The sequence below is a fragment of the Cobetia sp. 2AS genome (assembly GCF_029846355.1).
Taxonomy (GTDB): Bacteria; Pseudomonadota; Gammaproteobacteria; order Pseudomonadales; family Halomonadaceae; genus Cobetia; species Cobetia amphilecti.
Window position 1 is genome coordinate 12264 of the sequence record NZ_JARWKQ010000002.1, and the last position, 23301, is coordinate 35564.

Consider the following 23301-nt stretch of genomic DNA (forward strand, 5'->3'; position numbering starts at 1 on the left):
GCAGTTCACTGCCAACACCTACACCTTTCGTAGCATAAAGCATGACAAGCTGGTACTCGCGCACTTCAGCTATGCTAGTCTCAGTGCAGCGTTATGCACCTCAAATTACTGAAATATCAGCCATGTGGCAGTGGATAAGCCTGAAAATCGGCCTGTTTCACACGCGATACAAGCAAGGGCTTGGCCGGTATCGAGGTGCACGACGGCAAGACCAATAACAAGCCAGCAAAGGGAGTTTCAACATGACCATGATCAAGAAGTCGCTGACAGCGGCGGTCGCGACCGCAGGTCTTGGCCTGATGGGGATCTCCGGAGGCGCCAGCGCCGCCGAGCAGACCTTCGTAACCATCGGCACCGGCGGTGTAACAGGCGTTTACTATCCGGCTGGTGGTGCAATCTGCCGCTTGGTCAACCGTGGCAAGGCCGAACACGGCATTCGCTGCAGCGTCGAGTCCACGGGCGGTTCCGGCTACAACCTGAACAGCATCCGTACCGGCGAGCTGGACATGGGCGTTGCCCAGTCTGACGCGCATTACAATGCCTATGAAGGCAAGGGCGATTTCGAAGACTTCGGCCCGAACAAGGACCTGCGTTCACTGTTCTCCCTGCACCCGGAACCGTTCACCGTCGTCGCTCGCAAGGACAGCGGCGTGACCGAGTTCGACCAGCTGGAAGGCAAGCGCATGAACATCGGCAACCCGGGGTCCGGTCAGCGTTCGACCATCGACACTCTGCTGTCCTCTCAGGACAAGGACACCAGCGTGTATTCCGTGGCCTCCGAGCTCAAGGCCTCCGAGATGTCTTCCGCACTGTGTGACAACAAGATCGACGGTTACGTCTACGTCGTGGGTCACCCGTCCGGTTCCATCAAGGAAGCGACCACCACCTGTGACGCCAACATCGTCAATGTCACCGGCGACGCCGTCACCAAGCTGGTCGAAGAGAAGCCTTACTTCTCCGTCGCGACCATCCCGGGTGGCATGTACCGCGGCAACGATGACGACGTGACCACCTTCGGTGTCCGCGCCACCATCGTTTCCAGTGCCGAAGTCGAAGACCGCGTCGCCTACGAAGTGGTCAAGGCCGTGTTCGACAACTTCGATCAGTTCCAGCGCCTGCACCCGGCGTTCCAGGTCCTGAAGAAGGAAGAGATGGTCAATGCTTCCCTGACAGCGCCGCTGCACGATGGCGCCAAGCAGTACTACAAGGAAGCTGGCCTGCTGAGCGAGTGATATGCCCTGCGCGCCTCGCCTGCGAGGCGCCGTGCATGAGCGCTCATCCTGCGCTCAGGGATCCGAGCACAGGGAGCACAGGGAATTCCCGGAGACCGCACTCGTTGCGGTCTCCGTGCTTGTGGAAAGTCTGCATTCCCGGGCGGCCACTTAAGTCGAGCAGGAAAAGGCCGCGCAGGAAAGGGCCAACCAGGAAAAGGCCGAGCAGGGAAAGCGCAGCAGAGACACCCGCCGTCATTGCGCAATCAAGACTTGCCTGCGAGTGGCAAGTGGCGTGACGGCAGCCGCAGCATGGACAAGCGTGACCGGGCAAGGTCTCACGCTCGTCACGAGCCTAGCTCACTGCCCGTTCAGGAAATCGTTCAGGAAATTTACGCCCTGATCGGGTGAATCAATGGAAACATCTGTCAGGCCGGACATACTGAAGACGTAACCAGCTTGATAAGCATGTGGTTGAGCAGGGCCTTCTGGTCGAGCAAGAAGGAGACCTGTCAGCCATCGCCTGACTCGCGTACCGGATCACAAAAAATGACCAAAACCCAAACTGCAGCAACGTCTCAGGCGCCAGACGCCGAGACGCATCATGATGCTGAAGTCCTCGAGATGCTGGAGTCGGAAACCGGCGGCCGTCATCCCGTGGGCTTCGTGGGCCGCCACTTCATGTGGCTGATTCCACTGGCATGGTCGTTGTTTCAGCTTTATCACGCCTCGCCGCTGTCACTGCTCAATTCCGACACCGCGCGCGCCGTGCATCTCTGTTTTGCCATCTCGCTGGCCTTCGTGGCGTACCCGGCCTACAAGGGGGCTCCCGCCAACCGCATTCCCCTCTATGACTGGGCCCTGGCGATCTTCGCCGTGGCGGGTGTCGCCTATGTGCTGATCTTCAGTGATGAACTGGCACGTCGCGCTGGCGCCTATACCACCGTGGACCTGGTGTTCTCGGGAATCGGCCTGGTCCTGCTGCTGGAAGCCACACGGCGCGCACTCGGGCCGCCCCTTGCGGTCGTCGCCAGCGTCTTTCTGCTCTACAGCCTGTTCGGCGCCTACATGCCCGATGTCATCGCGCATGCCGGGGCCAGTCTCAACAAGCTGCTCGGCCACCAGTGGCTGACCACGGAAGGGGTATTCGGGGTCGCGCTCGGCGTTTCCACCGACTTCGTGTTCCTGTTCGTGCTGTTCGGTGCCTTGCTGGAACGTGCAGGCGCCGGCAACTACTTCATCCGCATGGCCTTCTCCATGCTCGGCCACATGCGGGGCGGACCGGCCAAGGCCGCCGTCGTCGCCTCTGGCCTGTCCGGCATCATCTCCGGCTCCTCCATCGCCAACGTCGTCACCACCGGCACCTTCACCATCCCGCTGATGAAGAAGGTCGGCTTCCCGGCCACCAAGGCGGGCGCCGTGGAAGTGGCCGCGTCCACCAATGGCCAGCTGACGCCGCCGATCATGGGTGCCGCGGCCTTCCTGATGGTTGAATACGTCGGCATTCCTTACCTTGACGTCATCAAGCATGCCTTGCTGCCGGCATTGATCTCCTACATCGCCCTGATCTACATCGTGCACCTGGAAGCGTGCAAGGCCGGCATGGAAGGCCTCAAGCGCACCCAGAAGACCAGCATGATCGCGACCTTGCTGACCTTCCTGACCGTCTTCATCGGCATGGGAATACTCACGCTGGTCGTCTACTACGGCATCGGCTGGATCAAGACCCTGGCGGGGGATGGAGCGGTCTGGATCGTGCTGCCGCTGCTGCTGGCCTCCTATGTGGCACTGATCGCCTATTCGGCACGCTTCCCGGAACTTGGGGAAGGCGACATCGATGAACTGCCGCCGGTCGGCCCGACCGTCAAGGTCGGTCTCTACTTCCTGCTGCCGGTCGTGGTACTGGTGTGGTGCCTGACCGTCGAGCGCATGTCACCGGGACTGTCGGCCTTCTGGGCCGTGCTGTTCATGATCTTCATCACCGTGACCCAGCGTCCGCTGGTGGCCATCTTCCGCAAGGAAGGCAATGTCGGTGGCGCCGCGCAACGCGGTGGCGAAGACCTCTTCCATGGCCTGGTGATCGGCGCCAAGAACATGATCGGCATCGGCGTGGCCACCGCGGCGGCAGGTATCGTCGTGGGCACCGTAACCCTGACCGGGCTGGGCCTCAAGATGACCGCCTTCGTCGAGTTCATCTCGGCCGGCAACCTGATGCTGATCCTGATCTTCACCGCCGTGATCAGCCTGATCCTGGGCATGGGCCTGCCGACGACCGCCAACTACATCGTCGTCTCGACGCTGATGGCGCCGGTCATCGTCAATCTGGGCGCGGAAAACGGCTTGATCGTGCCGCTGATCGCCGTGCACCTGTTCGTGTTCTACTTCGGGATATTGGCCGATGACACGCCACCGGTGGGGCTAGCCGCCTTCGCGGCGGCCGCGATCGCCAAGGCAGATCCGATCAAGACCGGTATCCAGGGCTTCACCTACGATATCCGCACCGCGATCCTGCCGTTCATGTTCATCTTCAATACCAACCTGTTGCTGATGAACATCGACAGCTACTGGCACCTGGCGATCACGGTGGCCTCGGCCGTCGCGGCGATGCTGGTCTTCGCGGCGGCGACGCAAGGCTACTGGCTGACGCGCACGCGCTGGTACGAGACCATCGGTCTGCTGCTGATCACCTTCACGCTGTTCCGTCCGGGTTACTGGTGGGACATGATCTATCCGCCGACCACCATGGCCGCGCCGCAGCAGATTGAAGCGCTGATCGCCGAAGCGCCGGTGGACAGCAAGCTGCCGATTCACGTCTCGGGCATCAATCTGGATGGCGACGAGGTCTCCAAGACCGTGTTGCTGCCGGTCTCTGATGCCGAGAGTGGCGAAGCCCGTCTGACCGATGTCGGCCTGACGCTGGATATCAGCGACGAGCAGGTACTGGTCAGCATGATCGAGTACGGCAGCGTGGCACAGCAGGCCGGCATCGATTTCGACTTCACCATCGATGGCATCCAGCAGACGGCTGAGCGTCCGCCGAAGGAAATCGCCATGCTGCCGGCACTGGCATTGCTGTGGCTGATCGGCTTCCTGCAGGTACGTCGACGCCGTCAGCAACCCGCCGTTGCCTGACGCCGCAGCGCTATCCGCGCGACAAGATAGCGTTTGAGCGCCAACCCTCACGGCCGATGCCGTGAGGGCCTAAACAAAAGCCGCCCCCGAGATGCTCGGTGAGCGGCTTTTTCATGCCTGCGGCGCTGTCTTATACCTGAGGCGCTGACTTTGCGTGCGGCGCGGCTGGCTCTCTCTGCTGCCAGGTGGCGCTGCTCAGCATGACGCTGTTCACCACCAGGCAAGGGGGCATTTCATGAGGGAGCAACAGTATGCGCCTGCCTTGCGTGACCTGTCTGCAAGGCTAGCGTGAAATATGAACGCGTTTTTGCAACACGATCGACATATTCAGCGTGCTAGCTTCAAGGGGCACACTCCAACGGAAGGCATGTCGCCAATGGTAAGAGTCGAGAAGCAGTCCCGTCGTCTGTACGTCCTCGATACCAACGTGCTGATTCACGACCCCTCAGCCCTGTTCCAGTTTGACGAGCATGATGTCGTCATCCCGATGACGGTGCTGGAGGAGCTGGACAAGCACAAGAATGGCAACAAGGAGATTGCCCATACCGCCCGCCAGATCAGCCGTACGTTGTCCGATCTCACCGCGGATGTCACACCTCAGGAAATCCTGCGTGGAATTCCGCTCCCGCCTTCCATGAATGGCGCGGGCAACCTTCACTTCCTCTCCGGCCATGTCGATCAGAGCGACGCCTGTGCCGACAATCGCATTCTTGCCGAGACCCGCAGCCTGTCTGCACGCTGTCAGGACGCCTCGGTCATCCTGGTGACCAAGGACATCAATCTACGCATCAAGGCCGCCGCCCTGGGCATGGCGGTGGAAGACTATCTGACGGATCGCGCCTTCACCGACAGCGACGCCATGATCGAGGGCGTCAAGCTCTTTCATGAGGCCGGCCACGACGGCCAGGGCGTCTGGGACGACATGCAGGTCGATGTCACCGTCACGCGCGAGCACCATCGCACCTTCTATGAACTGTCAGGCCAGATGCCCAAGGACTGGTACCCGGGCATGCTGATCGCGGATTGCGATGGGGATGATGGCGCCAGTTTCGAGGCCATCGTGCGCGAGCTGGAGCACGATTATGCACGCCTGGAAGTGCTGCAGAACTATCGCAACGAGCGCAGCGCCTGGGGGGTGAATGCCCATGACAGTCGCCAGAACTTCGCCCTCAACCTGCTGATGGACGACAGCGTCGACATGGTGTCGATCGCGGGCAGTGCAGGCACCGGCAAGACCTACATGACGCTGGCTGCCGCGTTCGAGCAGACACTGGAGAAGAAGCGTTTCGAGCGCATCATCTTCACCCGCGCGCCGATCGCGATGGGTGAAGAGATCGGCTTCCTGCCTGGCACCGAAGAAGAGAAGATGTCGCCGTGGATGGGGGCCTTCCACGACAACATGGACAACCTGCTGCGCAAGGAGGGGGAAGGCACCAGCGCCTGGAACGAGGAGGCCACGCGCGCCTGGATCGGCAATCGTGTCCAGATTCGCTCACCGTCCTTCATGCGTGGCCGCACGCTGAGCGACACCTTTCTGATCATCGATGAAGCCCAGAACCTGACACCCAAGCAGCTCAAGGGCCTGCTGACACGGGCGGGCGCCAACACCAAGGTGGTACTGCTGGGCAATGTGGGCCAGATAGACACTCCCTACCTGACCGCCAACACCTGTGGCCTTGCGGTCGCAGTGCAGCGCTTCAGCTCGTGGCCGCATGCCAGTCACGTGACACTCAAGTGCGTCGAGCGCTCACGTCTGGCGCTGGTCGCGGAAGAGCTGCTGTGAGATGTTCGCCACACCTTCGACGACCTGATAGCCACCCGATGGCCCCGCCATCACGACACTGACGGTTTTGATATCTCAGCAGCACTGACAAAAAACGCCGCCCATCAGGGCGGCGTTTTCGTGTGCATTGCGTCATGTCAGTCACGGAGATCTCGCCGCAAGTGCGTGGTGATCACCCGACAAGGCTTTCAGCATACGAAGGGCGGCAAGGGCGCAAAGGCCAGCCGTTCCTTGAGCAGTTTGTTCTCGTGCGTCAGCTGCCCGAGCTGGGCCTCCAGGCGTGAGTATTCCGCCGAGGAGTGCTCCAGCTGCGCACGCATGTCCTTGAGCTCCGTCTCGCGCTGCTGGCGAGCCGAGGTCTCCTCAAAGCGGCGACGCTCTTCTTCCTGCAGCTGCTTGCGTTGCTCGGCCGCCTGGGCATCGAGACGCTCGACGCGCTTCTCGAGCTGCTCCTGACGACGTCGATGCTGCTTGTCGAGCTCGCTCTTCTCGAGACGTGCATCATCCAGCATCTTCATCAGCCGCGTTTCACTGGCTTCATGACGCGCCTCTTCCTGCGCGAGGCGTTCCTTCCACTCGCTTTCCTGCGCCTGAATCGCCTGCTGATGGCGCTCATGGTCCACTTCACGCGTGCGCTCCATGGCCGCGATATCTTCCTGGGCCAGGGTCAGACGCTTTTCGAGCTTGTCCTGCAGCTGCTGCCAATGTTCCTGCTCATTGGTCAGCGTCGCCAAGGCCTGCACGCGCTCTTCAAGGCGCGCCTGCACCTGGGCCAATTGCTCGGACAGGGCGCTGAGGCGCTGTTCGGCATCTTCCGCGCGGCGCTGTGCCTGCGCTTCGGCCTCACGCGCCTCGATGGTCTGCTTGTCCGCTTCCTGGCGATAGTGCACCAGGCTTTCATTGGCCAGTGACTGCGCCTCCTTCCAGACCGTGGCCAGGGTCTCGGTGAGACTGTCAGGCATGGCCTGGCTCAGCGGCTCATCACGCTTCTCGGCGCGCCGCTGGCGCCAGTCACGCAGGTGATCGCTGATGGTGGTGAAGCTGCCGGTCCCCAGCACTTCACGAATCTTCTGCACGCTCGGGGCCTCGCCCCGTGCCATCAGTGACTCGATGGCTCGTTGTACATCCTCGTACTGGACGCCAGTGCGCGCCATGGGAATCTCCGTCCGTAGTCTGTCATTGATACGTCGTCAGTCGTTGCTGCTTGACCGCCATTACGCCACGAAGCGCGGCCAACTACCACTCTCCAGCACGCACTCTCGTACACGTAAAGGCAGCGGATGGGGCACGCCATCTGACGAGAGCGTCACCGTGGATGCCGCTCGCCTTCTTCTGCCATCAGTCCACTGCCAGCCTGGTGCCCATCTTAGCGATGTTTTCTGACAAGATAAAGATAATTACATATTACGTAATACGTAATTTACGATACGAATAGAGCTATAAATTCATGATTACGCGCCTTATCTTGAATTATCATGGCCGTAAAGTCACAATCAGCCCCGAGGACAGGCCAAGCCTGGTCAGAACAGGGAAGGATAGAGCAGGAAAGGGGCGCCACAGAGCGGCGCACGCCTGATATGACGCGCCAGACGGGCGATATACGGCCAAGATTCTGCAACGGGAGTTGATCGGTGGAAGAAAGCACGCATGACGGTATCACCGCGCTGGTCGGGCATCTGGAGGGCGAGCTATCCAGAATGCAGCGGCATGCCCAGCTGACGACCGCTGACGATCGCTCATTAATTCGCGCCCGCACGGATGTCGAAGCTGTGGCCGCCTGGCTCAATGAATACCGGCACAGTGTTCAGACGTTGCGTGCCTATCGCAAGGAGGCGGAGCGCCTACTGCTATGGCTCAAGGCCGAGGGAGAGCAGGGCAGAGAATCTGCCCTGGCCAGTCTGGATCGCGAACGCCTCGAGCACTTCGAGACGTTTCTGGCCGACCCTCGGCCTGCAGAGGTCTGGATTGGCAGCGTGCGCGCCCGCAAGCATCCGCAGTGGCGACCCTTTCGCGGCCCGCTGGCCCCCGCCAGCCGCCGTCAGAGCCTGGTGATTCTGCAGGGCATGTATGCCTGGCTGATCGAGGCCGGCTACCTGTCACGCAACCCGTTCCGCCTGATGCGCGACAAGCGCCGCATGGACAACCGCACGCTGCGCATCGAACGCTATCTCGAGCGCCCCTTGTGGGACTGGTTGTGGGGGCGTATCGAAGCGCATTGCGAGGAGCTGACACCGGTCGGTGCTTCGCCTGAGGACGGGGTGTCCCGCGAGCGCTTCGCAGCCGAGCGCCAGCGCTTTCTGTTCGCATTCGCCTACTTGATGGCGCCGCGCATCGCGGAAATGGCCGCCGCGAGGATGGGCGATATCATCAAGCGGGAAGGCCAATGGTGGTGGCGCGTGATAGGCAAGGGCGCCAAGCTGGCCGAGATTCCATTGCCGCCGCCGATGCTCGAGGCGCTGGTTCGCTGGCGACGCCTGCGCGGGCTCAGTGATCTGCCGCAGGCACTGCCCGCCGACGAGTCGCTGCCGCTGCTGGCGCGCCTGGATGGCACGACACCGCTCGGCGACAACCAGCTCTACCGCTTGATCAAGCAAACATTCACACAGGCAGCCGCTGACATGCGCCAGCGAATCCAGAGTCCCGGCGACGCCAGCGAGCTGATGGCACGCACTCTCGATCAGGCAAGCCCTCACTGGCTGCGCCACACCGCGATCACCCATCAGGCACAGGCCGGGGTAGAGCTGCGCTTTCTGTCGCGCTCCGCCAGACACTCGCGACTGGATACGACATCGCGCTATCTGCACGCCGAGGACAGCGAGTGGCAGCAGCAGATGGCCAGGCATTCTCTGGCGACGTCAGGCCATCCGCCCAAGGCGCCAGAACACGACCCATGAGCGCTGTCACCACGCTCAGACCCCAAGGCGCCGTGCGTCAGGCAAGGCCAGGCGTTATCATGGCGACAGCGTATCTTCAGACACTTTGCAGTGACATCATCGGGAGTCAGCATGAGCGACGCGCAACAAGCGCAGGCGGAACTGGTCGAGGAATTCAGCTTCTTCGACAACTGGATGGACCGCTATCAGTACATCATCGACATGGGCAAGGCGCTGCCGGAATACCCGGAAGCGCTGAAAGGCCCTGAGACCAAGATCGACGGCTGCCAGTCCAACGTCTGGATTCATCCTGAAGTGCGTGGCGAAGGCAGCGAGCAGCGCCTGCATTTCCAGGCGACCTCGGACGCCGCCATCGTGGCAGGCTTGATCGCCGTGGTGCTGCGCATCTACAACGACCGGACGCCGCAGGAAATCGTCGCCACCCAGCCGACCTTCCTCAATGAGCTCGGCCTCGACAAGCACCTGTCGCCGACGCGCTCCAACGGTCTGCATGCGATGCTCAAGCGTATCTACGGTGTGGCCGAGCTGCACGCCAACGCCTGAGGCCTGGCGTTTTAGCTCCGATGCTCCAGGCCTGACGCTTCAGCTCTGATGCTTCAGGTCTGGGCCGACACGAGTAACGCAAGACGCCCGCCATTTCAGTCTCGAGATTTCGAGCGGAATGGCGGGCGTCTTTTTTGGGTTTTTCTCAAGAATTTCTCAGGGCTTTCTCAGGTCGCTCAGCAAGGCGCTGCACGTTCTCAGCAATGCTCGCGCACTTCCAGCACATGGGTCATGGCCTGATGCTGGCCATCCCAGACATAGCGCAGGTGCGGCCCCTGAATGGGGATGCTGACCGCCGGCGGACGCAGGATGGCAGCGCACTCGGCGCTTGCATCCACCTGAGCGTGGCGCACGCTGGGGTAGAGCAGGCCGAAGCTGCCAGCCTCCCTCAGTCTGGCGGCAAAGGCCTGACCGGCGGGGTAGCTGGCCATGTCTGGCTGGCAAAGGGCGTCATGGCCCTCGCGAATGTCATGCAGTGGCTGCGTCACGCGATTGACGTAGCTGCGCATGGTCATTTCCTGACTGGGCTGCGCGGTATCGGCCAGAAAGCGCGCCATGTGGAAGCGGGTCTCGCTGATCGCGGTATCCAACGTACTGGCGCAGTAATAGACCCCGAAACTGCCATCGGTGAAGCGCGAGGCACGCCCGATGTGCGTGAAGGCTGCCATCACCGGCGTGGAGCCCGGCCCGCTGATGCGGTCTTGCGGCGCGACGCGACTCAGCTCGCCGGCTTCTTCGCGCAGGCGGTCATTGGTCAGCGCCTCGATGGCAAACGCCATCTCCAGCTCATCAGGCTCGAGAATATCCTCGAATACCGAAATGGGCGGAAAGGCGCTGGAGATCACGCGCCAGGCGCTCTGCCAGTCCGGCAGCGTCAGCGCGGGCAGGGCGGCGTCATCGACATGCTTGCCTTCGCTCGTCCATTCGCTCATCCACGCACTCCGTCGAGATAACGGCGAGTGTCGGCCAGCGAGACCACCTGGCCGGCCAGCATGTAGTCCAGCGCACTCTGGCCGTTGAAGGGCGCCGCCCGATTGGGGCGCCGCACCCATTCATGGGCCATCTCGGGCGTATTGCTGAACAGGATGCGCAGGGCCTTGTGGATCCCCATCACGTAGGAGATACGCTCCAGGGTGTCGTTGGGCAGGCGCACTTCCGGCAGCTTGCGATACTTGTGATAGGTGGTGGTGCCGATGCCCCCCAACAGCACGCGCTGATCCGCCGCGCTGCACTGCCACTTCTCCATGATGTTGAAGAAGGACTTGAGGGCAACGCGGCCCGCACTGGGGCTGGTCGGGGACACACGATCGAGGGCGGCTGCGGTGGACATGACATTCTCCTGCTGACTGACGATGGCATCACAGCTGACGCCATACACATGTGAATGATAGCACAGAAACACTTCACATGCGTGCAGCCAGCCGCAAGACTCCGCCGCTCTCAGGGCACACGACCCAGTCACTCGCAGGGCATACGTCCTCAAGGCCTGGGCGCGTCGTCCTGATCATGCGCATCACAGCAGCTGGCAGACGAGGTGTGATCCTTGCGCGGTGGCACGGGGTCCACGCCACCCGGCCCGCCCAGCGGGTGGCAGCGTGACAGACGCCTGGCCGTGAGCCAGCACCCCTTGAGGGGCCCATACACCTTGATGGCCTCCAGTCCGTAACTGGAGCAGGAAGGGTAGAAGCGACAGCGCGGCCCCAGCAGCGGGCTGAGCACCAGCTGATAGCCGCGCAGCAAGCCGGTCAGCAGGCGCGTCATGACCGACGTCACGCCGCGCCTGAGGGAGTGGCGACGTTCAGGCGTTGCCATACAGGGTGTTCGGGTCAATGATCGGTGCATCGGTAATCTCGGCGCCTTCAGCATCCAGGCGCCAGTAGAAGCAGCTCTTGCGCCCGGTATGGCAGGCAGGGCCTGTCTGATCGACCTTGACCAGCAGGGTGTCGCCATCGCAGTCCAGATGCGTACTGACCAGCTTCTGCTGTTGGCCCGAGCTCTCGCCCTTGCGCCATAGCTTGCTGCGCGAGCGTGAGAAGTAGCAAACGCGACCGGTGGAGAGCGTCTCGCGCAGGGCTTCGGCGTTCATCCACGCCATCATCAATACCTCGCCGCTGTCATGCTGTTGCGCGATGGCGGGAATCAGGCCGTCGCCATTCCAGGGCAAGGCGGCGATCAGTGTCTCCAGCGCGACCTTCTCGCCGACGTCGGCATTCTCCAGCGACTTGAGCAGTCCATCCTGTGCCATCGAGGGTGTTTCCTTGCAGAGTCCATATCGAAGCCCCTGTCAGCGTCATGTCACGCCGGCAGGGGCTCACGCAGTATTCAATATCACAAGCCGCGAATCAGCGACGCAGCCCGCCACGGGCGCTGCGCCAGATGAGCGACAGCAGGTAGGCGACACCGGCCACCAGCACGATGGTCGCGCCGGCCGGCAGGTCGAACTGCCATGAGAGCGCCAGGCCGCCGGTGGTGAAGGCCATGGCCGCCAGGCTCGCGATCACGATCATCATGCCCAGTGAGCGCGCATGATGACCGGCAAGCGCGGCAGGCAAGGACAGCAAGGCCAGCACCATGATCAAGCCCACCGCCTGCAACAGCAGCACGACGGTGATCGCCACCATCACCAGCAGCAGCAGGTAGAGCGTCTTGACCGGCACGCCCCGCAGACGCGCGAACTCTTCATCGAAGATCACCGCGGTCAGCGGGCGATGCACCAGCAGCAACACCAGTGCCAGGCCTCCCACCATCCAGGCCAGGGTACCGATGGCATCCGCGGGCACCAGCAGCAGGTTGCCGAACAGGTAGCTCATCAGGTCGACCTTGTAACCCGGGGTCTGACTGATGAACAGGATGCCGGTGGCCATGCCGATGGCCCACAGCGCACCGATGACGGTGTCTTCCTGATCAAAGCCCTTGAGACTGATGTAACCGATCAGCAGGGCGGCGAGAATGGCGCTGATGAAGGCGCCGACCAGCGGGCTTGCGCCCATGAAGTAGGCGATCCCCATGCCGGCAAGCACGGTATGGGCGATACCCCCGGCCAGATAACCGATGCGGCGTACCACGACATAGGGGCCGACCAGACCGGCCGCAAGACTGGCCAGCAGGCCGGCGAAGAGGGCGTTCTGGAGAAAATCCTGGCTGCCCAGGGCGGTGATGAAATTCATGTAATGTAAGCCTAGAGTGCAGAGCGGGCGACGTGAAGGAAGTGAAACAGGCCAGACGGACAGTCACCGGCCGCGACATCAGTGATGGTGATGGATCATCTGGACGTTTTCACCATAGAGTCGCTCGATCGATTCAGCGGTGAGCGTCTCGGTGTCATGGACGATCATCTTGCGATTGAGGCAGGCGACCCGATCGACGTAATCGCTGATGAAACCGAGATCGTGACTGATCACCACCACGCTCATGCGATTGGCCAGGCGATTGAACAGCTCGAAGAGGGAGCGCTCGCCGTCGCTGTCGACACTCGCGGTAGGCTCATCCAGCAGCAGCAACTGAGGCTCGGCCGCCAGGGCGCGGGCGATCAGCACACGCTGCAGCTGACCACCGGAAAGGGCATCGATGTGCCGACGGCGCAGATGACTGATGCCGACTTCTTCCAGCACCGCACCGATCGCCTCACGGTCCGCGCGTGGCCAGGGGCCCCACTGACGACGACGCCCCTGGCGCCCCATCAGCACGACATCTTCCACGCGGATGGGGAAGCGCTTCACGAAGTTGGCAAACTGCGGCACATAGCCGATATGGCGCGCTGCGGCCCTGGGCGTGCGCCCCAGCACGCGGACACAGCCGGCCGCCGGCTTGTGAAGACCGAGTATCAGCTTGAGCAGCGTGCTCTTGCCGCCACCGTTGGGCCCGATCAGTCCCACGATCTCGCGCGCGCCGACCTGAAAGTCGACATCGTCGAGAATGACCTGCTCGCCATACCGGAAGGTCACGCCGCGAATATCAATGGCATCCGGTGCATCTGCCGGCACCGGGCGAAAGACCGGTCCGACACTGCGCCCGGTGGCTGACGCCTCCGGATGGCTGTCCGTGCGCGGGCGCGCGACGGAGATGGGGCTGACCATGACGTAAGCTACCTCGTTGCAACGCAGACGGGCGCATGAGCGCCCGTCTGACTTTTCGATGGGGCAGGGCATTGTGCAAGATCAGACGATATGCGCAATACCCGGCCGGCAATTACTGGCTGTCAGTCAACTCGAAACCCGCCTTCAGCGCTTCGGTGGCGTGCTTCAGGTTGTCGAGATAGTCCTCTGCCAGCGGGTCCAGCACGGCCACTTCGGCCTCCAGCGAGCTGGCGATCCGCTTGGCCGCCGTCTGGGAGAACTGCCCCGAGACGAAGATGGTGCCGATGTTCTCATCCTTGGCACGCGTGATCAGCGTGGCCATCTCGCGCGGCGTGGGCTCACGGCCACTGACTTCAATGGCATGCTGCTCGAGCGAGTAGCGGTCCGCGAAGTAGCCGAAGCTGGGATGGAAGATCAGGAAATTGCGGCCCTTGTAGGGGGCCAGCGTCTGAGCGATCTGCGCATCCAGCTCGCTCAGAGTCTTGAGCAGACGCTGCTCATTGGCATCGATCTCGCTGGCATGCTGCGGCAGGCGTGCCTCGAGCACCTCGGCGGCACGCTCGACGACAGTCTGCATGCGCTGCGGGTCCAGCCAGAGGTGGGGATCGGCTTCGCCGAGGTCCTCATCCTCGTCATGCTGGGCACCATGCTCTTGATGATCAGCGTGCGCCTGATGATCAGCATTCTCATCATGGTGCTCGTCGTGATGCTCTTCGTGACCTTCGTGCTCGCCGTGATGCTCGTCGTGTTCATCATGGTCGTCGGTGTGATCATCATCGTGATGCTCATCATGCTCTTGCTCATGAGCATGCGCTTCATCATGACCGTGGTCATGGGCCTCACCACTGCCAAAGTGGCGTGTATTGAGACCCTCTTCCAGATGCACGACCTGCATCTCGGCGTTGTTCTTCACCAGGCGCGGCAACCACACCTGCTCGAAGGGCACACCGATGGCGAGATAGAGCGGAACCGTCGACAGCTCGGCCACCTGGCGCGGGGTCGGGTCGTAGGCGTGCGGGCTGTCGCCCGGCTTGACCAGCGTGGTGATCTCGACATGCTCACCGGCCAGCTGATCGACCATCCACGCGATGGGCGGCACGCTGACGGCCACATGCAGAGGGGCGCTGTCCTGGGCGTGGGCGGCAGGCGTCGCGAACGCGGCAAGCACGCCCAGCACACTCAGCGGCAGGACACGCGCAGCCCGCGGACCCAGCGTGCGCTGGACCCGGGACAGCAGCTTTTCACACAACACTTGGCGAGACGCCAGGGGAGAGCCCGCATGCATACTCATGACACCACTTCCTTTGCTAGTGATCACGGCATGATGCGGGCAGGGCGTGCCGAGAACCGGCACGCCAGGACCGCCATCAGCCGCGGTTGAACGAGAGACGCTGGCCGTTGGCCACCGGATTGACGGTCTTGCCGTCATAGGCTTTCACGCCGTTGACGAAGGTCGCATCGATACGTGCCTTGAAGGTCACGCCATCGAAGGGGCTCCAACCACACTTGTAGAGCACGTTGTCACGCGTGACGCTGGTCTCGCCATTGAGGTCGACCAGCACCAGGTCTGCGAAGGCCCCTTCACGGATGTAGCCGCGATCGACGATGGAGAAGCGATCCGCCACGTTGTGGCTGGTCTTCTGCACCAGGGTCGCCAGGTCGTAGATGCCGTCCTGAACCTGATCGAGCAGTGACAGCAGGGCATGCTGCACCAGCGGCAGGCCGGAAGGCGCCTTGAAGTACGGATTCTGCTTCTCTTCCCAGGTATGCGGCGCGTGATCGGTGGCGATGATGTCAATACGGCCATCCATCACGGCAGCGCGCAGGGCGGCGCGGTCTTCGGCGGTCTTCACGGCCGGGTTGCACTTGATCAGGCTGCCACGGGTGTCGTAATCGGCGTCGCTGAACCACAGGTGGTGCGCGCAGACTTCGGCGGTGATCTGCTTGCCCTTCATCGGGCCGGCCTTGAACAGCGCCATTTCCTCGGCGGTGGTCAGGTGCAGGACATGCAGCTGGGTACCGTTGCGGGTCGCCAGGTCGATCGCCAGACGCGAGCTCTTGATGCAGGCTTCGCGCGAGCGGATCAGACCGTGTTCGGAGAAGGGCACGTCTTCCCCGAAACGCTCACGCCAGCGCGCCTCGTTCTCGAGAATCATCGGCGTGTCTTCGCAATGCGTGACGATGGGCGTCGGGGCATGCTTGAAGATGCCTTCGAGAATCTCCGGATCATCGACCAGCATGTTGCCGGTAGAGGCGCCCATGAAGATCTTGATGCCGCAGGTCTGGTTCGGGTCCAGCGTCTTGATCGCTTCCAGGTTGTCGTTGCTGGCACCCAGATAGAAGGCGTGGTTGGCATGGGCACGACCGGCCGCCACGGCAAACTTGGCTTCCAGTGCATCGCTGTCCAGGGTCGCCGGCTTGACGTTGGGCATGTCGAAGAAGGTGGTGATCCCCCCGGCCACGGCAGCGGCTGACTCGGTGGCGATGTTGCCCTTGGCGGTCAGGCCCGGCTCACGGAAGTGCACCTGATCATCGATCATGCCCGGCAGCAGATGGCGGCCGGCGGCATCAATCACTTCACGTGCATCGAGGTGAGACAGGTCGCTGCCGATGGCGTGAATACGCCCGTCCTTGATGCCCACATCCTGAGTGGAAATGGTGCCTTCGTTGACGACTTGCGCCTGTGAGATGCGGATGTCCAGCATGTGACGTCCTCCGTGGGAAGCAAATGTTATATCGTATCAAAAGCGCTCGCAAGCGCCGTTCACTGAGCGTTTTCTGCCATGGCAGCTGCTTGAGAGGTGCAATCCTGGCAACGCCCCTCGAGTTCGATGGTCTGGCGTTCGATCGAGAAACCATGGCGATCGGCGCTGGCGACAAGCCGGGTGCCGAGATCGTCATCATGCATTTCCTCGACACGACCGCAGCCGCGGCAGATCAACAGCTGAAAGCCGTGCTGATGTTCCGGGCAGTGGCAGGCAAGGTAGGCATTGAGTGATTCGATGCGATGGACGAGGCCCTGTTCGAGCAGGAAGTCCAGTGCACGATAGATCGTGGGAGGGCGGGCAGCGCCATGTTCCTTGGCGAGCTGATCCAGCAGGTCATACGCCTTGAGTGCGCCATGACTGGTCGCGATCATTTCCAGTACACGTCGCCGAATCGGCGTAAATCGCACACCGCGCGCCAGACATTGACGTTCGGCCTGGTCGATCAGCGAAAGTGGCTCTGGCATGAAGAATCCTGAGTGTCGTGAATCCCGGATGTCAAAAGGCGTCAAGCGCGATGAGGGCAAGTGCGTCAGCGCGCAGCCTGAATGACCAGATGCTTATTCTAGGGCAAATGGGCCATGACGGGCCACCGACAAAGGCATCGGGGCTGCGTGAGTCACGTAAAGGCAACGCACGGCGCTGAGCCGACATGAAAGCGTGGACAAGCGACCAATATGATATAACATAACAATTATCGCTTTCTGGTCGCGATGATAGACCCGCAACCATCCCTGACAGGAGGATTTCATGGCCCAGTTCGAGGCGCTGCTCCCACCCCTTCACACACGGCCCGAGCCACGCCTGGCAGCCAGTTCGTCACCTTCGACTCTCGCGTCGGCGCCAAGGCCCGCGACCCATTGGCATATCGGTCACGAGGCACATGACCTGGGGGCGATCTTCGAGCCCGACATCAGCTTGGCCGTGATGCAACGCCGCATCGATGCGGCATTGAAGATGGCGGTGAAGGCCCAATCCTCGGGTGCCTACCCGCTGCGCATGCGCTGGCGCGGCCCTATCAGTGACCTGCGTGAGGCGCTGGAGCGCTACCTTCCCGCACCGGATGCCGGGGCTGCGCTGATAGAGGACATCTGCGTGCTGGGTGAGGCCATGGGCGAGCTCTTCGAGGTCAAGGATATCGGCATGCGACTGGAGATGACCCAGAGCGCCATGTGCCCGCGCTTTCATGTCGATCGCATCCCGGTCAGATTGGTGACGACCTACGACGGCCCGGGCACCCAGTGGCTGCCGGAACATGCCGCCGACAGACTGGCGCTGGGCCACGGCCAACCCGGCCATCAGGACATCTGCCTGGCCCCCGGCGAGATACATGAGCTGCGCCCGGGCAGCCTGGCGTTGCTCAAGGGCGAGTGCTGGCCGGGCAACGAAGGGCGAGGGCTAATCCATCGCTCACCGGTGGTGCCGAATGGTAGTCGCCTGATGTTGAGCATGGACCCCGGATGAGCCGAGGCTTCGTAGTTGAGGCTACTTAGTCGAGACTTGAGGCTACGTTCGCGACTTACCAAACAGAGACACCCCGCCGAGGCGGGGTGTCTCTGTCTTTCCAGACGCTGGAGCAGTCGATCAACCAAGGCATCGGTCAGCAAACATTCGGGACCGACATCAGTCCGCGATGGGCGCCATGCCGACATTGGCGACATCTTCCTTGCTGCGCGAGAAGTGCTTGCGCGCAAAGGCGACACGCTCGGCGACCGGCACGCCGTCGGGCTGACGCTCGATCAGCTCGAGCCGCTTGCGCAGGCCCTCGCCATTGGCCATCTGGATGGCGAGCCCCGGTCGGGCGTTGAGCTCCAGAAGCATCGGGCCATGGCGACGATCCAGCACCATGTCGGTGCCCAGATACCCAAGCCCCGTCATCTCGTAACAACCGGCAGCCAGCTCGAGCAGGGTGTCCCACTGCGGCACCTTGAGCGAGAAGATATCGTGCCCGGTATCGGGGTGCGCGAACTGCGGGCGATCGTACTGCACGCCGCGCACCGCCCAGCCACTGCCGATATCCAACCCGACACCGACCGCGCCCTGGTGAAGGTTGGCCTTGCCATCCGAGGCCGCCGTCGACAGGCGCATCATCGCCATCACGGGATAACCCTTGAAGACGATGACACGAATGTCCGGCACACCCTCATAGGTGAACTCGGCGAAGGCCTGATCGAAGGAAATCAAGCCTTCGACCAGCGCCACATCCGGTGAGCCGCCCAGCGAATAGAGCCCTGACAGGATGTTGGAGACGTGGCGCTCCATGTCGGCACGCGTGATGCGCGCGCCGCTGGGCTTCACATACTCTTCGCCATCATGGTGCTCGATGACGAGGATCCCCTTGCCGCCTGAGCCCTTGGCCGGCTTGATCACGAAACCTGCGTGATCGCGCACCATGTCGACGACACGTTCGACCTCGAACTGGCTGGCTACCTTGCCGATCATCTCCGGCGAGGCCAGGCCATACTTCTGACATAGCAGCTTGGTCTGCAGCTTGTCATCGACCAGCGGATAGAGGCGGCGGTCGTTGTATTTCGAGATATACCCGATGTTGCGGCGATTCATGCCGACAACCCCCCGGGCGCGCAAGGCGCCCGGCGTGGTCCAGTTGCGCGACCAGCGATTCAGCCATGACGAGAGCATCTCAATCCTCCGTCAGCGGCTTGAAGCGGCGCAATTCCAGCAGACGATAGCCGGTGTAGTTGCCGAGCAGCAGGATGAAGGCCATCAGCACCAGTTGCAGACCGAGGAAGTTGAAGGTCAGGTGACGCACCCACGGGTTGTTCATCGCCAGATAGGCCAGCACGGCGGTCAGAAGGCTGCCGCCACCTTGCTTGAGCACTTCCTTGGGACCTTCCTCTTCCCACAGGATCGACATGCGCTCCACGGTCCACGACAGGATGATCATCGGGAAGAAGGTGATGGTCAGGCCGGCGTTCAGACCGAAGCGATAGGCGAGTACCGAGAAGATCGAGATGATCGCGATCACCGTGATGATGACCACCGAGACCCTCGCCACCAGCAGCAGATTGAGCCGTGACAGGTAACTGCGGATCACCAGGCCCGTCGCGACGATCAGCAGGAAGCCGATCAAGCCGGTCACCAGACTTGTCTGGATGAAGGCGAGGGCGATCAATACCGGCATGAAGGTACCGGAGGTCTTGAGACCGACCAGCACACGCAGCAGCACCACGACCAGCGCGCCGATCGGGATCAGCAGGATGGTCTTGAACAGCGCCTGCTCTTCCAGCGGCAGGGAATGGATCGAGAAGTTGAGCAGCTCGTCATTGGCCAGCTTGTTGCGCACCGCGACGGCCGCCGGCTCGTTGTGACGTATCATCGAGAAGCTGACGCGGGAATTCACGCCGCCTTCGACTTCCAGCATCGGCGCGCCACGACCTTCCCACAGCAGCAGGTTGTCCGGCTCACCTTGCTTGCCGGTTTCCGGGTTGATCAGCACCCAGTCGGTGTTGATGTCTTCAGCATCGGCGGCCTCGACATCCACCGCCTCGTTGCCTTGCGGCGTTTCGGCGAAGACCTGCAACCACGACGAGACCGTCTGGCGACGACGGCCGTCTTCCAAGCTCAGGCCGCTGACCAGACGCGCACTGACACCGGCCTCATTGAGCAGGCGCAGCATGAGCTCGGGACGCTCGAACTGGGTCAGCAGCAGGCGCGCATTCTCGCCCTGACGCTGATTGTCGAACTGCTTGATCAACTCACGTGCGAAGGTAAAGGAATCGGCACTGCGCTCACGGGCCTGATCGATGACCTGAGCCGCGGCGGTATCGTAGGGACGCTCCCAGGAGACTTCCTGAGGGGCCGGCAGGCGCTTGATGGCCGCAGGCGTCGCGTTGTCGGATTCGAGCATGGTCACGGTGTAATACAGCAGCTGCGAGCCTGCCGCTTCACGGATCGACCATTCGGCACGACGGCCCGGCAGGTCATCCAGATAGGACAGCCCGAAGCCCGAGGACGCCGTGTTCTCGGTCAGAACGCTGTAGCCTTTCTGGTTTTCCGGCAGCGCCAGCGACGCCTTGACCGGACCGCCAGTGGCCGTGAAGGCCACCTGGGCTTCGATATCCCACACTTTCTGCTGTGCACCGGGCACCCAGGGCACATCAAACGAAATATGGCGATAGGCGGTCAGGCCCACACCGATCAGCATCAACAGGCCGACCAGAAGATAGAAAGCAAAACGCGACATGGGAGTCCTTGAAATGTCTGGAGCAGTCATGATGGCTCGGTGGAGCACCGAGCCATGTCAGGCAGCGAAGCCGGGCAGAGGAGACAGGAGGGCGCTTGCCACTCAGTCGCGGTTGCCTTCGTTCGGGTCCTCGTCCTTGGCCGCTTCGTTACTGGGTGCACTGCCCGGATATTCCGGACGTGCATTGATGAAGGTACGGCTGACGTCCACCGCAGCGATGTCCATCATGAAGCGACGGCCAAGCAATACCGGATAGGTGAGATCACGACGATCATTGAGGGTGAACTCGACCTTTTGCTTGATGTCACCCAGCGTCATCAGCAGGCTGACGACGGGACGCTCTTCGCGACCGGAGGCCTGGATGATGGTCACCGTGCGGCTGACCTGGGCTTCGACCCATTTGTCACGGTCGCCCGCCACGAAATACTTGCCGTCATCCCGCAGTGCCAGCTTGAACTTGACCCACTTGGCGCCATCGCGCTCGAATTCGGTGATATCACGCGCGGACAGCGACGAGGTGTTGGCCCCGGTGTCGATACGTGCCTTGAAGTAGCTGCTGATGGTCGGGAAGCCGACCCACTCGACGCGCCCAAGCAGGGTCTTGTCGAGGATGGGGTTGTCGGTCACGGCCTTGCAGGCTTCCACGGCCTGCGGCTGTGCGGGCTGTTCCATCTCGGCATGGATCTGGCGCAGCTGACTGCCGACTTCCCGCACGTCGCGACGCAGAGAGCGGCTCAGCGCCTGCTGGTCGGCAAGTTGCTGCTGTTGGACGTTGCATTGGCCTGCCAGCTGTTCCTGCAGGGCGTCGATGCGCTGCGAGAAGGCATCTGGCGTCAATACCGGTTTCTGCGGTTGCGGTTGTGCCGGGACGCAGCCGGCCATGACGACGACACTGGTCAAGGTAACAGGCAATAGCAGCTTGCGGATCAGCATAGGGGAGAAGGTTCCTGTTCAGCCTTGCTGCCGCTCTACAACCTGTGTGAACGGCAGACATAATTCTTGTCCATCGTCAGTCAGTCAGCACACTGATCCGACGATGCCTGGGTATTCCCTTGTATAGCTTGGGCGTTCTAGCACCGAAGCGTTACTGGGGGCGATCATACGTAGCCCGAATGGTGACTGTCCATGTTTCAGCACCTGACGCCGAGCCATTGCCTGCGATTCACCAACGTAGCGATCACTTTCTGTCGCCAGTCGAGGACAGGCCACACGAGCTCCCGCCAGGCGTGGGTCAGGGCCGCTGTCAGCCGGCTAGAGATATAACGCCAGCTTGGCTTGCGTCGCCTTCAGGTGACGAAAACCTTGATGGAATCCAGCCCCCAGACAGGAGCATCCTTCGCGGCAGTTTGCACAGCCAGACCTCACTGTTTGCGCATTGTTCAGGATATAAGCGCATCATCAGCGCGGGATCACAACATGGCAACGACACGATCTCGGATGAGAGCCCGCCGACGAAGCGAGTCAGACTGTCGCCAAACTGATCAAATGCAGGCCACTCAGCAAAAGATAGGCGGGAACGTCGACTGACTCCATCGGCTGACTTTATCGACTGGCTTTAATGACAAGCAGAACCTGAGATTCAGAAGCAGGCATGCAGAAGCTGACATTCGCGCGGAGGAGGTCAGGTGCCTGAAGATTGACGCTCAAGCATTGACGTACACAGCTTGAGCACGCTCACGAATCACCGTATTTAACATAATATATATTATACGACCTAAAGGGCATGCAGGTTTCATCAGTGATCCTGGGCGCCCGTAGAGTTAGTTGCCTTGATCCATCAGGTCAGGTCCATCAGGTCGAGTCGTCGGGCCAAGTCCAGCGAGTTGAACCTGTCGGCTTGAATCAGCGATAGCCTGTTTCACGATCCAAGTGCCAAACAGCCCGTTGCCCAAGAGCGCGAACAAACTTATCCTTGATAGCATTCATGCACAAGTGTTGTAGAATAATTCGGACCACATGTGACCTACACCGCTCATCTTGTCACTCAACATTGCCGCGCGCCGTGATGACTCACGGATCGGCGCGAACCGGAGTCAGCGATGCCCTCCTTCCCGTCCTGCCTGTCAGCAACCTCTGGATTCGTGCACAACGGCATTCGATGCCTTAGCGGCCGCGCAGCCATGTTGATCATGGCAGCGGGATTGTCAGCCTGTAGCGGGCCTCAGATAGAGGATTACGCGGGCAGCGGCCCTGAGCTGCGCATCGATGACTACTTCCTGGGCCACACACGTGGCTGGGGCATGGTGCAGGATTACCGTGGCGAGGTGACGCGGCGGTTCGTGGTCGATGTCATCGGCAGCATGCAAGGCAACCAGCTGATTCTGGAGGAAGACTTCGTCTATGCCGATGGCGAGACACAACACCGCCGCTGGACCTTTACCCCGGCGGGTGATCGCCAATGGACTGGTCGAGCGGCGGATGTGACGGGCGAAGCGACAGCGACGACCCGCGGTAATGCCTTGCGCATGAACTACGTGCTTCAGGTACCGATCGACGACAGTACCTGGGAGTTCAGCATGGATGACTGGATGTATCTGCAACCGGATGGTCGCATCCTGAACCGGACCTCGATGCGCAAACTGGGCCTGGAAGCCGCCAGTATCACTCTGGCATTTCAGCGCTGTCCCTGTGACTCATCGGCAGCTGAGTCGAAATGACGCTCGTGCGCGGCAATGACGTGAGCCCCTGATGGC

General features: G+C 61.7%; 20 protein-coding genes. 7 read left to right on the forward strand and 13 right to left on the reverse strand.

The genetic code is table 11. The features are described 5' to 3' along the window. Window positions 1–242 precede the first annotated feature (242 nt). The 3 genes from QD356_RS05280 to QD356_RS05290 all read left to right on the forward strand — a co-directional run bounded on the left by QD356_RS05280 (window position 243) and on the right by QD356_RS05290 (window position 6126). Window positions 243–1232 (forward strand): TAXI family TRAP transporter solute-binding subunit, encoded by a 990-nt coding sequence (locus tag QD356_RS05280; protein ID WP_054556669.1) that lies wholly within the window; start codon window positions 243–245, stop codon window positions 1230–1232. Between the two features lie 528 nt (window positions 1233–1760). Then, window positions 1761–4343 (forward strand): TRAP transporter permease, encoded by a 2583-nt coding sequence (locus QD356_RS05285; RefSeq protein WP_192838791.1) that lies wholly within the window; start codon window positions 1761–1763, stop codon window positions 4341–4343. A gap of 376 nt (window positions 4344–4719) precedes the next feature. Further along, window positions 4720–6126: a PhoH family protein gene (locus QD356_RS05290; protein ID WP_043334244.1), complete on the forward strand. Its 1407-nt coding sequence runs from the start codon at window positions 4720–4722 to the stop codon at window positions 6124–6126. A gap of 188 nt (window positions 6127–6314) precedes the next feature. Here QD356_RS05290 and QD356_RS05295 read toward each other — a convergent pair whose 3' ends face one another. Beyond that, a complete protein-coding gene (locus QD356_RS05295) occupies window positions 6315–7280 on the reverse strand; it encodes a DNA-binding protein (RefSeq protein WP_192838792.1) in 966 nt (321 codons plus the stop codon). A gap of 477 nt (window positions 7281–7757) precedes the next feature. Between QD356_RS05295 and QD356_RS05300 the strand changes: the two genes are divergently transcribed. Further along, a complete protein-coding gene (locus QD356_RS05300; protein ID WP_279877050.1) occupies window positions 7758–9020 on the forward strand; it encodes a tyrosine-type recombinase/integrase in 1263 nt (420 codons plus the stop codon). A 111-nt stretch (window positions 9021–9131) separates the two neighbouring features. Next, a complete protein-coding gene (locus QD356_RS05305) occupies window positions 9132–9563 on the forward strand; it encodes a SufE family protein (RefSeq protein ID WP_054556665.1) in 432 nt (143 codons plus the stop codon). Between the two features lie 197 nt (window positions 9564–9760). On the opposite strand, the gene QD356_RS05310 is transcribed toward QD356_RS05305, so the two are convergent. The 9 genes from QD356_RS05310 to QD356_RS05350 form a co-directional block, all read right to left on the reverse strand. Further along, a complete protein-coding gene (locus QD356_RS05310; RefSeq protein WP_192838793.1) occupies window positions 9761–10495 on the reverse strand; it encodes an RES family NAD+ phosphorylase in 735 nt (244 codons plus the stop codon). After that, entirely contained in the window at window positions 10492–10893 is a 402-nt protein-coding gene (locus QD356_RS05315) for an MbcA/ParS/Xre antitoxin family protein (protein ID WP_052384668.1), read from the reverse strand. Before QD356_RS05315 ends, QD356_RS05310 begins: the two co-directional genes overlap by 4 nt. 149 nt (window positions 10894–11042) lie before the next feature. Continuing rightward, a complete protein-coding gene (gene yidD / locus QD356_RS05320) occupies window positions 11043–11324 on the reverse strand; it encodes a membrane protein insertion efficiency factor YidD (protein WP_225996560.1) in 282 nt (93 codons plus the stop codon). Window positions 11325–11361: 37 nt separating this feature from the next. Further along, window positions 11362–11808 (reverse strand): phosphoribosyl-AMP cyclohydrolase, encoded by a 447-nt coding sequence (gene hisI, locus QD356_RS05325; RefSeq protein ID WP_192838795.1) that lies wholly within the window; start codon window positions 11806–11808, stop codon window positions 11362–11364. Between the two features lie 97 nt (window positions 11809–11905). After that, complete coding sequence (locus tag QD356_RS05330; RefSeq protein ID WP_043334239.1) at window positions 11906–12730, reverse strand: metal ABC transporter permease; 825 nt, start codon at window positions 12728–12730, stop codon at window positions 11906–11908. A gap of 78 nt (window positions 12731–12808) precedes the next feature. After that, entirely contained in the window at window positions 12809–13639 is an 831-nt protein-coding gene (locus QD356_RS05335) for a metal ABC transporter ATP-binding protein (RefSeq protein ID WP_192838796.1), read from the reverse strand. A gap of 112 nt (window positions 13640–13751) precedes the next feature. Then, window positions 13752–14930, reverse strand: a complete 1179-nt coding sequence (locus QD356_RS05340; protein WP_192838797.1) for a zinc ABC transporter substrate-binding protein — start codon at window positions 14928–14930, stop codon at window positions 13752–13754. 76 nt (window positions 14931–15006) lie between these two features. Further along, window positions 15007–16344: a dihydroorotase gene (locus QD356_RS05345; protein WP_107334788.1), complete on the reverse strand. Its 1338-nt coding sequence runs from the start codon at window positions 16342–16344 to the stop codon at window positions 15007–15009. Between the two features lie 59 nt (window positions 16345–16403). Then, window positions 16404–16871 (reverse strand): transcriptional repressor, encoded by a 468-nt coding sequence (locus tag QD356_RS05350; RefSeq protein ID WP_043334236.1) that lies wholly within the window; start codon window positions 16869–16871, stop codon window positions 16404–16406. Between the two features lie 283 nt (window positions 16872–17154). On the opposite strand from QD356_RS05350, the gene QD356_RS05355 reads away from it, so the two are divergent. Beyond that, window positions 17155–17868, forward strand: a complete 714-nt coding sequence (locus QD356_RS05355; RefSeq protein ID WP_192838798.1) for a DUF1826 domain-containing protein — start codon at window positions 17155–17157, stop codon at window positions 17866–17868. 159 nt (window positions 17869–18027) lie between these two features. Here the strand turns inward: QD356_RS05355 and QD356_RS05360 are convergent, their stop codons facing one another. The 3 genes from QD356_RS05360 to QD356_RS05370 form a co-directional block, all read right to left on the reverse strand. Next, window positions 18028–19044: an alpha-L-glutamate ligase-like protein gene (locus QD356_RS05360; protein WP_043334235.1), complete on the reverse strand. Its 1017-nt coding sequence runs from the start codon at window positions 19042–19044 to the stop codon at window positions 18028–18030. Between the two features lies 1 nt (window position 19045). Then, window positions 19046–20608 carry an inactive transglutaminase family protein gene (locus tag QD356_RS05365; protein ID WP_043334234.1) on the reverse strand — a complete coding sequence of 521 codons (1563 nt, stop codon included), beginning with the start codon at window positions 20606–20608 and terminating at the stop codon, window positions 19046–19048. Between the two features lie 102 nt (window positions 20609–20710). Continuing rightward, window positions 20711–21541: an ATP-dependent zinc protease gene (locus tag QD356_RS05370; protein WP_043334233.1), complete on the reverse strand. Its 831-nt coding sequence runs from the start codon at window positions 21539–21541 to the stop codon at window positions 20711–20713. 1208 nt (window positions 21542–22749) lie between these two features. Between QD356_RS05370 and QD356_RS05375 the strand changes: the two genes are divergently transcribed. Beyond that, window positions 22750–23265 (forward strand): DUF3833 domain-containing protein, encoded by a 516-nt coding sequence (locus QD356_RS05375; protein ID WP_264158083.1) that lies wholly within the window; start codon window positions 22750–22752, stop codon window positions 23263–23265. Window positions 23266–23301 lie beyond the last annotated feature (36 nt).

Excerpts from the sequence above, each read along its gene's own strand:
- QD356_RS05280 (WP_054556669.1), top strand. The coding sequence starts at position 243 with ATGACCATGATCAAGAAGTCGCTGACAGCGGCGGTCGCGACCGCAGGT.
- QD356_RS05360 (WP_043334235.1), bottom strand. The coding sequence starts at position 19,044 with ATGCTCTCGTCATGGCTGAATCGCTGGTCGCGCAACTGGACCACGCCG.
- QD356_RS05335 (WP_192838796.1), bottom strand. The coding sequence starts at position 13,639 with ATGGTCAGCCCCATCTCCGTCGCGCGCCCGCGCACGGACAGCCATCCG.
- QD356_RS05315 (WP_052384668.1), bottom strand. The coding sequence starts at position 10,893 with ATGTCCACCGCAGCCGCCCTCGATCGTGTGTCCCCGACCAGCCCCAGT.
- QD356_RS05340 (WP_192838797.1), bottom strand. The coding sequence starts at position 14,930 with ATGAGTATGCATGCGGGCTCTCCCCTGGCGTCTCGCCAAGTGTTGTGT.
- yidD (WP_225996560.1), bottom strand. The coding sequence starts at position 11,324 with ATGACGCGCCTGCTGACCGGCTTGCTGCGCGGCTATCAGCTGGTGCTC.
- QD356_RS05350 (WP_043334236.1), bottom strand. The coding sequence starts at position 16,871 with ATGCCAGAGCCACTTTCGCTGATCGACCAGGCCGAACGTCAATGTCTG.
- QD356_RS05345 (WP_107334788.1), bottom strand. The coding sequence starts at position 16,344 with ATGCTGGACATCCGCATCTCACAGGCGCAAGTCGTCAACGAAGGCACC.
- QD356_RS05285 (WP_192838791.1), top strand. The coding sequence starts at position 1,761 with ATGACCAAAACCCAAACTGCAGCAACGTCTCAGGCGCCAGACGCCGAG.
- QD356_RS05295 (WP_192838792.1), bottom strand. The coding sequence starts at position 7,280 with ATGGCGCGCACTGGCGTCCAGTACGAGGATGTACAACGAGCCATCGAG.
- QD356_RS05330 (WP_043334239.1), bottom strand. The coding sequence starts at position 12,730 with ATGAATTTCATCACCGCCCTGGGCAGCCAGGATTTTCTCCAGAACGCC.
- QD356_RS05365 (WP_043334234.1), bottom strand. The coding sequence starts at position 20,608 with ATGTCGCGTTTTGCTTTCTATCTTCTGGTCGGCCTGTTGATGCTGATC.
- QD356_RS05305 (WP_054556665.1), top strand. The coding sequence starts at position 9,132 with ATGAGCGACGCGCAACAAGCGCAGGCGGAACTGGTCGAGGAATTCAGC.
- QD356_RS05355 (WP_192838798.1), top strand. The coding sequence starts at position 17,155 with ATGGCCCAGTTCGAGGCGCTGCTCCCACCCCTTCACACACGGCCCGAG.
- QD356_RS05290 (WP_043334244.1), top strand. The coding sequence starts at position 4,720 with ATGGTAAGAGTCGAGAAGCAGTCCCGTCGTCTGTACGTCCTCGATACC.
- QD356_RS05310 (WP_192838793.1), bottom strand. The coding sequence starts at position 10,495 with ATGAGCGAATGGACGAGCGAAGGCAAGCATGTCGATGACGCCGCCCTG.
- hisI (WP_192838795.1), bottom strand. The coding sequence starts at position 11,808 with ATGGCACAGGATGGACTGCTCAAGTCGCTGGAGAATGCCGACGTCGGC.
- QD356_RS05370 (WP_043334233.1), bottom strand. The coding sequence starts at position 21,541 with ATGCTGATCCGCAAGCTGCTATTGCCTGTTACCTTGACCAGTGTCGTC.